Origin of the sequence: Trinickia sp. (assembly GCF_051954495.1) — a bacterium.
Taxonomy (GTDB): domain Bacteria; phylum Pseudomonadota; class Gammaproteobacteria; order Burkholderiales; family Burkholderiaceae; genus Trinickia.
In genome coordinates, this window is the sequence record NZ_JBQCHR010000024.1 from 82421 (window position 1) to 96458 (window position 14038).

10 protein-coding genes are annotated in these 14038 nt (G+C 63.6%); 2 read left to right on the top strand and 8 right to left on the bottom strand.

Annotation, left to right across the window (positions count from 1 at the left end; genetic code table 11):
- Positions 1-68: 68 nt before the first annotated feature.
- Positions 69-4769 (bottom strand): glutamate synthase-related protein, encoded by a 4701-nt coding sequence (locus ACTHNR_RS03440; protein ID WP_440546061.1) that lies wholly within the window; start codon positions 4767-4769, stop codon positions 69-71.
- A 339-nt stretch (positions 4770-5108) separates the two neighbouring features.
- Entirely contained in the window at positions 5109-5840 is a 732-nt protein-coding gene (locus ACTHNR_RS03445) for a transposase (protein WP_440546062.1), read from the bottom strand.
- Between the two features lie 187 nt (positions 5841-6027).
- On the opposite strand from ACTHNR_RS03445, the gene ACTHNR_RS03450 reads away from it, so the two are divergent.
- Together ACTHNR_RS03450 and ACTHNR_RS03455 are read left to right on the top strand one after the other, a co-directional pair.
- Positions 6028-6750, top strand: coding sequence for an OmpW/AlkL family protein (locus tag ACTHNR_RS03450; RefSeq protein ID WP_440546063.1), 723 nt, complete (start codon positions 6028-6030; stop codon positions 6748-6750).
- 402 nt (positions 6751-7152) lie between these two features.
- Positions 7153-7530, top strand: a complete 378-nt coding sequence (locus ACTHNR_RS03455) for a DUF883 family protein (RefSeq protein WP_440546064.1) — start codon at positions 7153-7155, stop codon at positions 7528-7530.
- A 27-nt stretch (positions 7531-7557) separates the two neighbouring features.
- Here the strand turns inward: ACTHNR_RS03455 and ugpQ are convergent, their stop codons facing one another.
- The 6 genes from ugpQ to ACTHNR_RS03485 all read right to left on the bottom strand — a co-directional run bounded on the left by ugpQ (position 7558) and on the right by ACTHNR_RS03485 (position 14016).
- Entirely contained in the window at positions 7558-8319 is a 762-nt protein-coding gene (gene ugpQ / locus ACTHNR_RS03460) for a glycerophosphodiester phosphodiesterase (protein ID WP_440546065.1), read from the bottom strand.
- Between the two features lie 55 nt (positions 8320-8374).
- A complete protein-coding gene (locus ACTHNR_RS03465; RefSeq protein WP_440546066.1) occupies positions 8375-9460 on the bottom strand; it encodes a sn-glycerol-3-phosphate import ATP-binding protein UgpC in 1086 nt (361 codons plus the stop codon).
- A 19-nt stretch (positions 9461-9479) separates the two neighbouring features.
- Positions 9480-10325, bottom strand: coding sequence for a sn-glycerol-3-phosphate ABC transporter permease UgpE (gene ugpE, locus ACTHNR_RS03470; RefSeq protein WP_440546067.1), 846 nt, complete (start codon positions 10323-10325; stop codon positions 9480-9482).
- On the bottom strand, positions 10322-11206 hold the full coding sequence (gene ugpA / locus ACTHNR_RS03475) for a sn-glycerol-3-phosphate ABC transporter permease UgpA (RefSeq protein ID WP_440546068.1): 885 nt from the start codon (positions 11204-11206) through the stop codon (positions 10322-10324). The genes ugpE and ugpA overlap by 4 nt, the downstream gene beginning before the upstream one ends.
- 169 nt (positions 11207-11375) lie before the next feature.
- Positions 11376-12704: a sn-glycerol-3-phosphate ABC transporter substrate-binding protein UgpB gene (gene ugpB, locus ACTHNR_RS03480; RefSeq protein WP_440546069.1), complete on the bottom strand. Its 1329-nt coding sequence runs from the start codon at positions 12702-12704 to the stop codon at positions 11376-11378.
- Between the two features lie 88 nt (positions 12705-12792).
- A complete protein-coding gene (locus ACTHNR_RS03485; RefSeq protein WP_440546070.1) occupies positions 12793-14016 on the bottom strand; it encodes a deoxyguanosinetriphosphate triphosphohydrolase in 1224 nt (407 codons plus the stop codon).
- Positions 14017-14038 lie beyond the last annotated feature (22 nt).

Below are 14038 nucleotides of genomic sequence, written 5' to 3' on the forward strand. Positions count from 1 at the left end.
TCGCCGGCCGCTCGGGTCAGGTCGGGGCGCGCGCCGTGCCGGCGCAGCGCCTCTCGTGCGTCGGCCGCTTACGCAGCCATCGCCTCCTTGGCGGCCTTCTTGGCGGCCAACTCGCCGAGCGCACGCTTGTACTCGGTCGGGAAGACCTTGACGAACTGACGGCGCGACGCGTCCCAGTTCTCGAGCAGCGCCTTGGCGCGCGGCGACCCGGTGAACTGGAAGTGCCGCTCGACGAGGCCCTTGAGCAGCGCTTCGTCGGTCGTGTCCATGTGCCAGAGCCCGCGATCGACCGTACGCTCTTGCTCGGCCTGCTGCAGCACAGGCTCGAGCGCGACCATCGCCTTGTTGCACTTGCTGGCGAACGTGCCGTCGGCGTCGTAGATGAATGCCACGCCGCCCGACATGCCAGCCGCGAAGTTGCGGCCGGTCTCGCCGAGCACGACGACGGTGCCGCCCGTCATGTACTCGCAGCCGTGATCGCCCGTGCCCTCGACGACGGCGCTCGCCCCCGAGTTGCGCACGCAGAAGCGCTCGCCCGCCACGCCGCGCAGATACGCTTCGCCTTCGAGCGCGCCGTACATCACCGTGTTGCCGCAGATGATGTTCTCCTCGGACTTGCCGCGGAAGTCGTTCGTCGGGCGGATGATGATGCGCCCGCCCGAGAGCCCCTTGCCGACATAATCGTTGCCGTCGCCGACGAGATCGAGCGTCACGCCGCGCGCGAGGAACGCGCCAAAGCTTTGGCCCGCCGTGCCCTTCAGTTGAATATGGATGGCATCGTCGTCGAGCCCATCATGGCCGTGTTTCTTGGCGATCACGCCCGAGAGCATCGCGCCGACGCTGCGGTTCACGTTGCGCACCGGCTGAATGAACGAAACGTGCTCGCCGTTTTCGATCGCCGCGCGCGCTTTTTCGATCAGCGTGTGATCGAGCGCCCGCGCGAGGCCGTGATCCTGCTCTTCGACGTGCTTGCGTGCGACGTCGTTCGGCACCTTCGGCTGATAGAACACGTTCGTGAAATCGAGCCCCTTGGCCTTCCAGTGCTCGACGCCCTTCTTCGTGTCGAGCAAGTCGGCGCGGCCGATCAGATCTTCGAACTTGCGGATGCCCAGCTGCGCCATGATTTCGCGCACTTCCTCGGCCACGAAGAAGAAGTAGTTCACGACATGTTCCGGCTGGCCTTGGAACTTGGCGCGCAGCACGGGATCTTGCGTCGCGACGCCGACCGGGCAGGTGTTCAAGTGGCACTTGCGCATCATGATGCAGCCTTCGACGACCAGCGGAGCCGTCGCGAAGCCGAACTCGTCGGCGCCGAGCAGCGCGCCGATCACGACGTCCCGGCCCGTCTTCATCTGACCGTCGGCCTGCACGCGGATACGGCCGCGCAGGCGGTTCAGCACGAGCGTCTGCTGCGTTTCGGCCAGGCCGAGTTCCCACGGCGTGCCCGCGTGCTTGACCGAAGACAGCGGCGACGCGCCCGTGCCGCCGTCATGACCGGCGATCACCACGTGATCGGCCTTCGCCTTCGCGACGCCGGCCGCTACCGTGCCCACGCCCACCTCGGAGACGAGCTTCACCGAAATGCTCGACGCGGGGTTCACGTTCTTCAGATCGTGAATGAGCTGAGCCAAGTCCTCGATCGAATAGATGTCGTGGTGCGGCGGCGGCGAGATGAGACCGACGCCCGGCACCGAATAACGCAGCTTGCCGATGTATTCGGACACTTTGTGTCCCGGCAATTGGCCGCCTTCGCCGGGCTTCGCACCCTGCGCCATCTTGATCTGGATCTGATCGGCCGACGCGAGATACTCGGCCGTCACGCCGAAGCGGCCCGAGGCCACTTGCTTGATCTTCGAGCGCAGCGAATCGCCGTCCTTGAGGGGGATGTCGCGCACGATTTCATTTCCGATCACCGAAGCCAGCGTGTCGCCGTTCTTGATCGGGATGCCGCGCAACTCGTTGCGATAACGGTTTTCATCCTCGCCGCCCTCGCCCGTGTTCGACTTGCCGCCGATACGGTTCATCGCGATCGCGAGCGTCGCGTGCGCCTCGGTGCTGATCGAGCCAAGCGACATCGCACCCGTGGCGAAACGCTTGACGATCTCCTTGGCCGATTCCACTTCGTCGAGCGGAATCGCCTTGGTGGGCTCGACCTTGAATTCGAACAGGCCGCGGAACGTCATGTGACGGCGCGTCTGATCGTTGATCAGGTGCGCGTACTCCTTGTAGGTCTGATACGAATTGCTGCGTGTCGAATGCTGAAGCTTGGCGATCGCGTCGGGCGTCCACATGTGGTCTTCGCCGCGCACGCGATACGCGTACTCGCCGCCCGCGTCGAGCATATTGGCCAGGACCGGGTTGTCGCCGAATGCTTCCTTGTGCAGGCGAATAGCTTCCTCGGCCACGTCGAACAGGCCGATGCCGCCGACCTTCGAGGCCGTGCCCTTGAAGTATTTTTCGACCAAGTCGCTCGCCAGGCCGACCGCTTCGAAAATCTGCGCGCCCGTGTACGACATGTAGGTCGAAATGCCCATCTTCGACATGACCTTCTGCAGGCCCTTGCCGATCGCCTTCGTGAAGTTGTAGACGGCCTTTTCGGGCGAGAGATCGCCCTTGAGCCCTTGCGCCATCTGCGCGAGCGTTTCCATCGCGAGATACGGATGAACGGCTTCCGCGCCGTAGCCGGCGAGCAGCGCGAAGTGATGGACTTCACGCGCGGAGCCCGTCTCGACGACGAGGCCCGTGCTCGTGCGCAGCCCGTGCGAGACGAGGTGCGTGTGGATCGCGGCCGTGGCGAGCAGCGCCGGGACGGCGACGTTGTCGCGGTCGGTGCGGCGATCGGACACGATCAGCATGTTGTAGCCTGACCGGACGGCGTCGACGGCCTCGGCGCACAGCGACGCGAGTCGCGCTTCGATACCTTCCTTGCCCCACGCGACCGGATAGCAGATGTTCAGTTCGTAGGAGCTGAACTTGCCGCCCGTGTACTGGTCGATCGCGCGGATCTTCGCGATGTCCTTGAAATCGAGCACCGGCTGCGACACTTCGAGCCGCATCGGCGGGTTGATGTTGTTCGTGTCGAGCAGGTTCGGCTTCGGGCCGACGAACGAGACGAGCGACATCACCATGTTCTCGCGGATCGGATCGATCGGCGGGTTCGTGACCTGGGCGAACAACTGCTTGAAGTAGTGATAGAGCGTCTTGTTCTTGTTCGACATGACGGCGAGCGGCGAGTCGTTGCCCATCGAGCCGATCGCTTCCTCGCCCTGCTGCGCCATCGGCGCCATCAAGAACTTCACGTCTTCCTGCGTATAGCCGAACGCCTGCTGGCGATCGAGCAGCGCGGCCGCCTCGCGACGCTCGGTCGCGACGTCCTCGGCCTTCGGCTCGATCTCGTCGAGCTTGATGCGCACGGCGTCGATCCAGCTCTTGTACGGCTTGGCGTTCGACAGGTTGTCCTTCAGTTCCTTGTCGCCGATGATGCGGCCGTGCTCCATGTCGATGAGGAACATCTTGCCCGGCTGCAGGCGCCACTTCTTGACGATCTTCGACTCGGGAATCGGCAGCACGCCCGATTCCGACGCCATGATCACAAGGTCGTCGTCGGTGATGATATAGCGCGCGGGACGCAGACCGTTACGGTCGAGCGTTGCACCGATCTGACGGCCGTCGGTGAAGGCGATCGCGGCGGGGCCGTCCCAGGGCTCCATCATGGCGGCGTGATATTCGTAGAACGCGCGGCGGTTCTCGTCCATCAGCGTGTGCTGCTCCCACGCCTCCGGAATCATCATCATCATCGCGTGCACGAGCGGATAGCCCGCCATGACGAGCAGCTCGAGACAGTTGTCGAACGACGCGGTATCGGACTGGCCCGGGTAGATCAGCGGCCACAGCTTGGGCAGATCGTCGCCTAGCACGGCGCTCGCGATCGCGCCGGTGCGGGCGTTGAGCCAATTGACGTTGCCCTTGACCGTATTGATTTCGCCGTTGTGCGCGATCATCCGATACGGGTGCGCGAGTTCCCAGGCGGGGAACGTGTTCGTGGAGAAGCGCTGGTGCACCAGCGCGAGCGCAGAGACGACGCGCTCGTCTTGCAGATCGCGATAATAGACGCCCACTTGCCCGGCCAGCAGCAGCCCCTTGTAGACGACCGTGCGCGCCGACATCGACGGCACGAAGTACTCCTTGCCGTGCTTGAGCTTGAGCGCCTGAATGCGGTGGCTCGCCGTCTTGCGGATGACGTAGAGCTTGCGCTCGAGCGCGTCCGTCACCATGATGTCGCGGCCGCGGCCGATGAAGATCTGGCGGATGACCGGCTCGGTCGCCTTGACGGCCGGGGAAATCGGCATCGCGTGGTCGACCGGCACGTCGCGCCAGCCCAGCACGACCTGGCCTTCGGCCTTCACCGTCCGTTCGAGCTCCTGCTCGCAGGCGAGACGCGATGCGTGCTCTTTCGGCAGAAAGATCATGCCCACGCCGTACTCGCCTGCCGGCGGCAGCGTCACGCCTTGGCGGGCCATTTCCTCGCGGTAGAACGCATCGGGAATCTGAATCAGGATGCCCGCGCCGTCGCCCATCAGCGGATCGGCGCCGACGGCGCCCCGGTGATCGAGGTTCTCCAGAATCTTCAGCCCTTGCTGAATGATGTCGTGACTCTTCTGGCCCTTGATATGCGCGACAAAGCCTACGCCGCAGGCGTCATGCTCGTTGCTGGGGTCGTACAGACCTTGGGCGGCGGGTACCGAGCGGATCGGTTCGTGGTCGTTCATGGGAGACACCGTGTATCAGAGGGCCTGGCGGCCGTTCGCATTGGGCTAATGGCTAGTCGCGGATGACCGGGGGGTGGGGAGGCGCCGCGGCGGCGGATCGGGCTTATGGCCCTCGGCACCCGCCGGAAATCGGAATATACGCGACGAATCAATGGAATAGCAAACAAAACGTGATGATCTGTCACCATTAAATCAGATGCGCCGACATGGTGCCTGTTTAATAGGGCCGCATCATAATTGTGCAAATAAAAGCGGCACCGTTCGGATGCCGCGCTTTCCGACGAGCGAGCGCGGCCACGCGGGCGTTTTACCACCCTTCGTGGCCGGCTTCGGCCTGCGCTACTGCTGGGACGAGTGAGGCGAGTGCGGCGCCTGCGCCGATTCGCGCACCTTTTTGGGGCGCCCGCGCGGCAAGGGCGACACGCGCCGGTTTGCCTCCCGCGCCGCCCACTCGCGGTACGAGTCGCCGCCGAGCACCCACCCTTTCAGCGTGGCCTGTTGCAATTCGTTGGCCTCGCGCTCATCGAGCGGCTGTTCGCACAACTCCTTGTACGCGCGCTGCCGCTCGAACGGCGTGTTGCCGAGCGACCAGTACAGCGGGTGGTCGGTGACGAGGCTATCCACCGTGAGCCCGATGTGGTGCCGGTAGCTCGACCAGCGGTAGTCTTCCGCCGCGCTCACGAGTTGTGCTCGCACCGGGCACATCTCGATAACGCGGCTGGCGAGCAAGAAGTAGCGCTCGCCCTCGATCACCGTCGCGCGGTACCGCCCCTCCCAGAGCGTGCCGCGCCGCGAGTACCGGCGATTGAAATGCGCGACGTAGCGCCTGCCCACGGCCTGCATGGCCTTGGGCAAGCTCGTCTCGTCACTCGGGGTGACGAGCAGTTGCACTGCGCCGGGCATGAGGACATAGGCGTGAACGTCGAGGTGGTGGTCGCGCGAAGCGGCTTTCAAGCAATCGACGAACAGCTCGTAATCCTGCTCGTCGACGAAGGCGGGCTGCTGATCGAGTCCGCGCAGGATGACGTGCTGCGGCTGTTTTGGGACGTAAAGACGTGCGAGCCGTGCCATGCTGGATTCCGTTTAGTACGTTGGTGATTACCCCAAGGGACGATGCGTCGCTTCGAGCATTCGCGAAGACGCGCGTGGCGTTGAGCTGACACTTGCCACGCTTAGGGAGAATGCTCTAGCGCGCGCGCTTGGTTTGTTTGAAACCTTCTACTCATAATAGGCGGGCCTTTCATGGAGGAGCACATTAATGAAATTAAAACAGGCCATCACAGGGGCCGTGGCGGCGCTTGCTTGCGCACAAGCGGCTCATGCCCAAACGGCCGGGACTTTTTACGTATCGTCGGGGTGGTTTCATTTCGCACCTCAAAGCGATAGCGACCCGCTCGAAGTCTTGAGCGTCGGCGGCACGACCCTGAACAGCTACCAGGCGAATACCGGCGCGCGCATCGATCAGTCCGACACACTCGGATTGAGCGTTGGCTACTTCGTCACCGACCACATCTCCACTGAGTTGGAACTCGGTATCCCGCCGAAGTTCGACATCGACGGCAGCGGACAACTCGCGGCGTTCGGCAAGCTCGGCAGCGCGAAGCTCTGGTCGCCGGCGCTCCTGTTCAAATGGAACTTCATGAGCCCGACGGACAAGTTCCGTCCGTATGTCGGCTTGGGCGTCACACGGGTCTGGTTCACGAACGCACAGATCACGAACGGCGCCTTCGAGCAAAACGTTCTGCACGGTCCGACCTCCGTCTCGACGGATCGTTCCTGGGCGCCTGTGTTCAATGCAGGCTTCAACTACTCGTTCAATAAGCATTGGTTCGCCGGCCTGTCGATTTCCTACATCCCGGTGAGCGTGACTGCCAACTTGACGTCGACGAACGCCGGACCCTTCGGCTTGACGGTTCAATCGCAAGCAAAGATCAGGCTCAACCCGATCGTCACCTTCGCGAAGGTCGGCTACGCCTTCTAAGCCTAGGCGGAAATTCGACGCGTGCCTATACGCCGCCGCCCTCATGCGGCGGCGTTGTAATTTCAACCGTCGAGATGTCCCTCCGATCACCTTTCTACGCGGTTCTCATCACATGGAATCCGGGGCGGCCGTTTACGCCGTGGCACAGAGCGCGCCTCGATTTCGCCTCTTCGCGTCGGTCTTCGTCGGGCGGCGGGCGCCCTGCCAACGGCCGTGGGCCGTGTCTCGCCCCGGCTCGCGAGGCGCAACGAGACGGCTCGGCAGCGCGCCCGGCACTGCGGATGACGGCGAGCGGATGCCCGGCATCCAGGCCACTGGCATCGAAGTTGCGGCGATAGGGTTCTTCCCCGCATCGGATTCGCGGGTTCGTTCTTCCCGTTATTACTTACTGACGGAGCGACCATGACCGCACTACCGAATACGCGAGACGCGCTCGAAACCTCGTGGAACAGCGCCGGCCGCCATGCACGCCGCATGGCGCGGCACAGCCGGCATGCCGCCGAGGACATCGGCAGCGAAATGCGCGAACTGCTCTCGGAACTCGAACAAACGCTGGCCGACGGCACGCAGGCCGATGCCGCCGTTCTGCGCGATCAGATGAAAAAACGCCTCGATGCCGCCCGCGCGCGGATGGATGGCGCGCGCGAAACGATTCGCGGCCGCGCCGTGGCGACCCTCACCGACGCTCAAGGCTATATTCGCGAGAACCCGTGGGAAACGATGGCCGTCGTCGGCGGCGTCGCGTTGCTGACGGGGTGGCTGCTCGCCCGCGCTCGCTGAGGTAACGCGGCCATCGGCCGCGGTCGCTTAGGCCAGAAAGTCCGCGCCGATCAGATCGATGCGGTCGGTACAGATCGCATCGACGCCCCACTGCGCGAGCAGGCGCGCGCGCTCCGGGTCGTTCACGGTGTAGGCCAGAATGCGCAGCCCAGCCGCCTTGATTTGCGAGACAAGCAGCGCGTCGAGCTTGCGATGGTCCGCGTGCAGAGAGACGCAGGCAAGGGCTTCGGTCTGGGCACGCCAATCAGCGGGTACCGCGCCAAACAGCAACCCGCGCGGCAGCTCCGGCTGTGCAGCGCGGGCCGCCGTCAGCGCGTCGAAAGAAAACGACGACAGCAACGGTGCAACGTCGGCGCCCTGCCACAACCGCGCCGCCTCTTGCGCGACGAGCCGGCCTGTCGCCGCATCGCGCCCCGGGCACGGCTTTATCTCGATATTCGCAGCGAGGCCTAGCGCCTCGCATCGCTCTCGCACTTGGGCGAGCGTGGGCATGGGCTCGCCCGCGAAGCGCTTGTCGTACCAACTTCCGGCATCGAGCGCCGCAAGCTCCGCATACGGCTTGCCGGCCGCGGCTCCGTGGCCATTGGACGTCCGGTCCACGGTGTCGTCGTGCAGCAGGAACACGACATCGTCGGCCGAAAGCTTCGCGTCGAATTCGATCATCGTGAGGCCCATCCGGGCCCCGGTGTCGATCGCCGCGAGGGTGTTTTCGGGGGCCAGCGAACCGCCGCCGCGATGGGCGACGATACGGGGATATCGCCAATCTGGCGTTGTGGTGTGAGTCGTCATGGCTGCTCCGATTCGGCCGTCGGACGGGCAACGCCCGCGCGCATCGGCCCGTCGTTCAAAACGCGCGTTTGCCCGTTGCCGGATCGAAAAAGTGAATATGCTCGAGGGGCAACGCGGCCGGCACGACATCGCCCCGCTGCGGGCGGTCCGCGTGCGCGAGCCGCACCGTCACGTCGTGCGCGCCCCAGCGGCCGTGCGCGAGGTTGTCCGCGCCGAGCAACTCGCACGAGTCGACCGCCAGCGGCGTTGGCTCGCAGCCGCCGCGCGGCGTCATGTGCTCGGGACGAATGCCCAGAATCCACTCCCGTCCGCCGGCAATCTCGCGTCCCACGCCGGGTGCCCCGGCCACCGTCAGCCGCGGCCCGCCGCCCGAGACCTCGAACGTCGCGCCGTCTTCGCTGAGCGTGCCCGAAAGCAAGTTCATGGCGGGCGACCCGATGAAGCTGGCCACGAACACGGTCGCGGGGCGCTCGTACACTTCGGTCGGCGCGCCGATCTGCTCCGCGTGTCCGCGATTCATGACGATCACGCGCTGCGCGAGCGTCATCGCCTCGATCTGATCGTGCGTCACGTACAAACTCGTCGTCGCGAGCCGCGCATGCAGACGCTGGATCTCGAGGCGCATTTGCACTCGCAGCTTCGCGTCGAGATTCGAGAGCGGCTCGTCGAACAGAAAGACCGACGGCTCGCGCACGATCGCTCGACCCATGGCCACGCGCTGCCGCTGCCCGCCCGAGAGCTCTCTCGGCTTGCGCGCGAGCAGCGGATCGAGTTCGAGAATCTTGGCCGCGGCGGCCACGCGTGCATCGATCGTTTCGCGCGCGATGCCGCGAATCTTGAGCCCGTAGGACATGTTTTCCTTCACGCTCATATGCGGATAGAGCGCGTAATTCTGGAACACCATCGCGATGTCGCGGTCCTTCGGCTCGAGCGCATTGACGACGCGCTCCCCAATCGATATCTCCCCCTCCGAGACGCTCTCGAGCCCCGCGACCATGCGCAACAGCGTCGATTTTCCGCAACCGGAAGGGCCGACCAGCACGACGAATTCTCCGTCGGCCACGTCGACGTCGATACCGTGCAAAACGAACTGCTTGCCGTCGTACGTCTTACGCACCCGCTTTAGCGTTAGCCCTGACATGCTCAATGATCCCTTTCAATTATTTTTCAGCATCGACGAGGCCGCGCACGAACCAGCGCTGCATCGCGATCACGACGACGAGCGGCGGCAACATGGCGAGTAGCGTCGCCGCCATTACGAGATGCCACGCCGTTGCGGTGTCCCCGCTTGCGATCATCGCTTTGATGCCCACCACCGCGGTCGTCAGCGATTGCTCGTTCGTGATCAAAATGGGCCAAAGGTATTGATTCCAGCCGTAGATGAACGTGATGACGAAAAGCGCCGCGATGTTCGTCTTCGACAGCGGCAGCACGACGTCGAAGAAGAACCGCAACGCGCTCGCGCCGTCGATCCGCGCGGCATCCATCAATTCGTCGGGCAGCGTGAGGAAGAACTGGCGAAACAGAAACGTTGCAGTCGCCGAGGCGATGAGGGGCAAGGTCAGCCCCGCGTAGGTGTTCGTCAGGTGCATCGACGAAACGACCTGCACCGTCGGAAATATCCGCACTTCCACCGGCAGCATCAGCGTGATGAAGATGAGCCAAAACGCCGTATTGCGAAGCGGAAAACGAAAGAAGACGATGGCGTACGCGGAAATGATCGACACGGCGATCTTGCCCACGGCGATCGCGAGCGCCATGACGAAGCTGTTGAGCAGCATGCGCCCGAACGGGCTCGCCGCGTTGCCGCTGCCCTGCGACCAGACGGTGGCGATGTTTTGGAATAGATGCGTGCTCGGCACGAGCGACAGCGGCACGGTGAAGACCTCGTGCTCGCTCATCGTCGCCGCGCAAAAAGCCACATAGACGGGAAACGCGACGATCACGACGCCGAGAATGAGCACGGCGTGGCAGAAGAGATCGAAGCCCTTGCGATTTTCGATCATGCGTATTGCACCCTGCGTTCGATGAACCGGAACTGGATCACCGTCAGGCCGACGACGATCGCCATCAGCACGACGGACTGCGCGCCCGAGCTGCCGATGTCGAGGCCTTGAAACCCTTCGGCGAAGATCTTGTAGATCAGCGTTTTCGTCGCTTGCGCGGGGCCGCCGCCGGTCGCAGCGTCGATCACGGGGAACGTATCGAAGAACGCGTAGACCACATTGACGACGAACAGAAAAAACGTCGTGGGCGAGAGCAGCGGCAGCGCGATGCCGAAGAAGCGCCGCACCGGCCCTGCCCCGTCGATCGCCGCCGCTTCGATCAGCGAGCGCGGAATGGCCTGCAGCCCGGCATAAAAAAAGAGGAAGTTGTAGCTCACTTGCTTCCAAACCGAAGCAAGCACGACGAGCGTCATCGCTTGGGCGCCGTTCAGGGCATGGTTCCACACGATGCCGCCCTTGGCCAGCGCATAGGTCACGAGGCCAATGCTCGGGTTGAACAAGAACGCCCACAGCACGGCCGCGATGGCGGGCGCGACGGCATACGGCCAAATCAAGAGCGTGCGATACGCCTTCGCACCGCGCGTCACGCGATCGGCGCAGGTCGCAAGCAGCAAAGAGACGACGAGCCCCGACACCGTGACGAGCGCGCTGAAGACGAGCGTCGTCTTGAACGAATCGAGATAGAGCGGATCGGCGAACAGATGAGCGAAGTTGGCGAATCCGACGAATTCGCTCGACGTGCCGAATGCGTCCTGAGTTTGCGTCGATTGCCAAAGCGCGACGCCGGCAGGCCAAAGAAAAAACAACCCGGTAATGACGAGTTGCGGCGCGACCAGCAGGTACGGCAGCGCGCTCGCGGCGAAACGGGAACGTTCGTGCATGAGTGGTCAGTCGATCAATGCCCTGCGCCGCCGCTCGATCGACTCAAACCGATCGGGCGGCGGCGCATGGTGGGTGGCGAACGCCTTGCTCAAACGAGCCGCTCGGCCGCCGTGAACGGCACGCCGAGCTGCGAGCCCGAGAACGTGGCAACCAAGGCCCGCCCCGCGTTTACTGCGCCGATTGCTCGAAGCGACGCAGCAACTCGTCGCCACGATCGACGGCTGAATCGAGCGCGGCCTGCGGCGTCTTCTTCTGCGCCCATACCTGCTCGAGCTCCTCGTCGACGACCGTGCGGATCTGAGGCATGTTGCCGAGCCGCAGGCCCTTGGTATAAGGCAGCGGCGGCTTGTTCAACATCTGCTTGATCGCCGTATCCGCGCCCGGGTTCTTCTCGTAGAAGCCTTGCTTGCGCGCCAGGTCATAGGCTGCGGTCGTCACCGGCAAATAACCCGTATCTTCGTGCCACTTGGCCGCGACGGCCGGCGAGGACAGATACGCCAGGAACTTCGCCACGCCCTTATAGACGGCCGGATCCTTGCCCGCCAGGACCCACAGGCTCGCCCCGCCGATGATGGCGTTTTGCGGCGCGCCCTTCACGTTGGCGTCGTACGGCATCATGCCGGTGCCGAAGTCGAACTTGGCATATTTGCGAATCGTGGCGAGCGAGCCCGACGAATTGGTCAGGATGCCGCAATCGCCGCTGTAGAACTTCGAGACGGCTTCATCCTTGCGGCCCACGTAGGTGAACGTGCCCTGCTTGGCCATATCTTGCAAGAACTTGATATGAGCCACCTGTTGCGGCTTGTTGAATTCGAGCTTCGCGTTCAGGCCGTCGAAACCGTTATTCTCGGAAGCGAACGGCAGACCGTGCCAAGCGCTGTAGTTTTCGAGCTGAATCCAACCTTGCCAGCCGGTGGTGAAGCCGCAGCTCAAACCCGAGGCCTTCAGCTTCTCGGCATCGGCGCGCACTTCGTCCCACGTCTTCGGCGGCTGGTTCGGATCGAGTCCGGCCTTTTTGAAGGCGTCCTTGTTGTAATAAAGGACGGGGGTCGAACTGTTGAACGGCATCGACACGAGTTCGTTCGTCTTGGCATCGCTGTAATAACTGGCGATGGTCGGCACGAAAGCTTTTTGGTCGAGCGGCATACCCGCCTGCTTGAAGACTTCGGAGACCGGAACGACAGCCTTCTTCGCCGCCATCATCGTGGCCGTGCCGACCTCATAAACCTGGAGGATCGCCGGCGCGTTGCCGCTACGATACGCGGCAATGCCGGCCGCGAGCGTCTGGTCGTAGGTACCCTTGAAGACCGGCACGATCTTGTAGTCGCTCTGCGATTTGTTGAAATCGTTGGCGATGTCGTTCACGCGCTCGCCGAGCGCTGCCTCCATCGCGTGCCAAAATTGAATCTCCGTCGCGGCCAGCGCCGCATGGCTCGCGCCGACGAGCAGCACTCCCCCGACCACAAGCGAGCGAACCAGCGTCCTGCATCCGTTCATTTAGTTCTCCTAAGGTTGACATGTGCCCGCCCGGCATGAATTTCCCACCCCGTGGGAATAAGCCATGCAGCCGGCCCGGGCCAGTAGTCTAGTTATCGTTGATGACAAACAAACGTTGGTACTCTTTCAACGCATACCGGTCCGTCATTCCGGCAATGTAATGCGCGATGAGGCGAGGCTGCGCCGCTTCGTCCTCGGCCAGATAGGCCGGAGGCAGCAGGCGCGGGTCTTCGCTGAATGCTTCGAACAGCCCGCCGATGACACGCCGCGCCTTGCTCGCCATGCGCATCACGCGGTAATGCCGATACAAGTTCTTGAACAGAAACCGCTTCAACTGTGCCGCCTGCGCCGCTACGGCGCCGCTGTGAGCCACCAGGGCCGGCGCCGCGCGGACCGCATCCAGCGACTGCGGAGCATGGACGGCGAGGTTGCGCCGCGTCTCGTCGATGAGATCGACGATCAGCGTATTGATCATCCTGCGCACCGTCTCGTGCACGATGCGGCGCCCGTCTAACTGCGAATGCTCCCGCATAGCATCCTCGTAGTGAGTTTGCCAGAGCTCGACTTGCGACAGTTGCTCGATCGTCAGCAGCCCCGAGCGCAAGCCATCGTCGACATCGTGATTGTTATAGGCGATTTCATCGGCGATGTTGGCGATTTGTGCCTCTAGTGACGGACGCTTGCCGCTCAGAAAGCGTTCGCCGAGATCGCCGAGCCTCGAAGCATTCTCGCGCGAACAATGCTTCAGGATGCCTTCGCGCGTTTCGAAGCAGAGATTCAGGCCGTTGAAGCCGCCGTAGTGCTCCTCGAGTTCGTCCACGACCGCCAGGCTCTGCAGGTTGTGCTCGAAGCCGCCGTGCTCGCGCATGCATTCGTTCAATGCGTCTTGGCCGGCATGACCGAACGGCGTATGTCCGAGATCGTGCGCAAGCGAAATCGCTTCGACGAGATCCTCGTTTACGCGGAGATTGCGCGCAACGGAGCGGGCGATCTGCGCCACCTCCAGGCTATGCGTGAGCCGCGTGCGAAACAAGTCGCCCTCGTGATTGACGAAGACTTGCGTTTTGTATTCGAGGCGCCGAAAAGCCGTTGAATGAACAATGCGATCACGGTCGCGTTGAAACTCGGTTCGCGCCGAAGGCGGCGCTTCCGGAAAGCGGCGGCCGCGGGAATTCGCCGAGTGCGCGGCGTAAGGAGCGAGATGCGCCTCGAGCATGGCGGCCGTCGGCGGACTGGCCAGCGCCGCGTGCAGCGTGCCGCTCGCCGATGCGCCTAATGCCGAGTCCTGCGCCGGGTCCGCTCTGTCGCCCATCGTTTTCCCTCCCGCAATGTCT

Coding starts and splice junctions, on each gene's coding strand:
- ACTHNR_RS03455 (WP_440546064.1), top strand. CDS start 7,153: ATGACCGCACTACCGAATACGCGAGACGCGCTCGAAACCTCGTGGAAC.
- ACTHNR_RS03485 (WP_440546070.1), bottom strand. CDS start 14,016: ATGGGCGACAGAGCGGACCCGGCGCAGGACTCGGCATTAGGCGCATCG.
- ugpQ (WP_440546065.1), bottom strand. CDS start 8,319: ATGACGACTCACACCACAACGCCAGATTGGCGATATCCCCGTATCGTC.
- ugpA (WP_440546068.1), bottom strand. CDS start 11,206: ATGCACGAACGTTCCCGTTTCGCCGCGAGCGCGCTGCCGTACCTGCTG.
- ACTHNR_RS03465 (WP_440546066.1), bottom strand. CDS start 9,460: ATGTCAGGGCTAACGCTAAAGCGGGTGCGTAAGACGTACGACGGCAAG.
- ugpB (WP_440546069.1), bottom strand. CDS start 12,704: ATGAACGGATGCAGGACGCTGGTTCGCTCGCTTGTGGTCGGGGGAGTG.
- ACTHNR_RS03440 (WP_440546061.1), bottom strand. CDS start 4,769: ATGAACGACCACGAACCGATCCGCTCGGTACCCGCCGCCCAAGGTCTG.
- ACTHNR_RS03450 (WP_440546063.1), top strand. CDS start 6,028: ATGAAATTAAAACAGGCCATCACAGGGGCCGTGGCGGCGCTTGCTTGC.
- ACTHNR_RS03445 (WP_440546062.1), bottom strand. CDS start 5,840: ATGGCACGGCTCGCACGTCTTTACGTCCCAAAACAGCCGCAGCACGTC.
- ugpE (WP_440546067.1), bottom strand. CDS start 10,325: ATGATCGAAAATCGCAAGGGCTTCGATCTCTTCTGCCACGCCGTGCTC.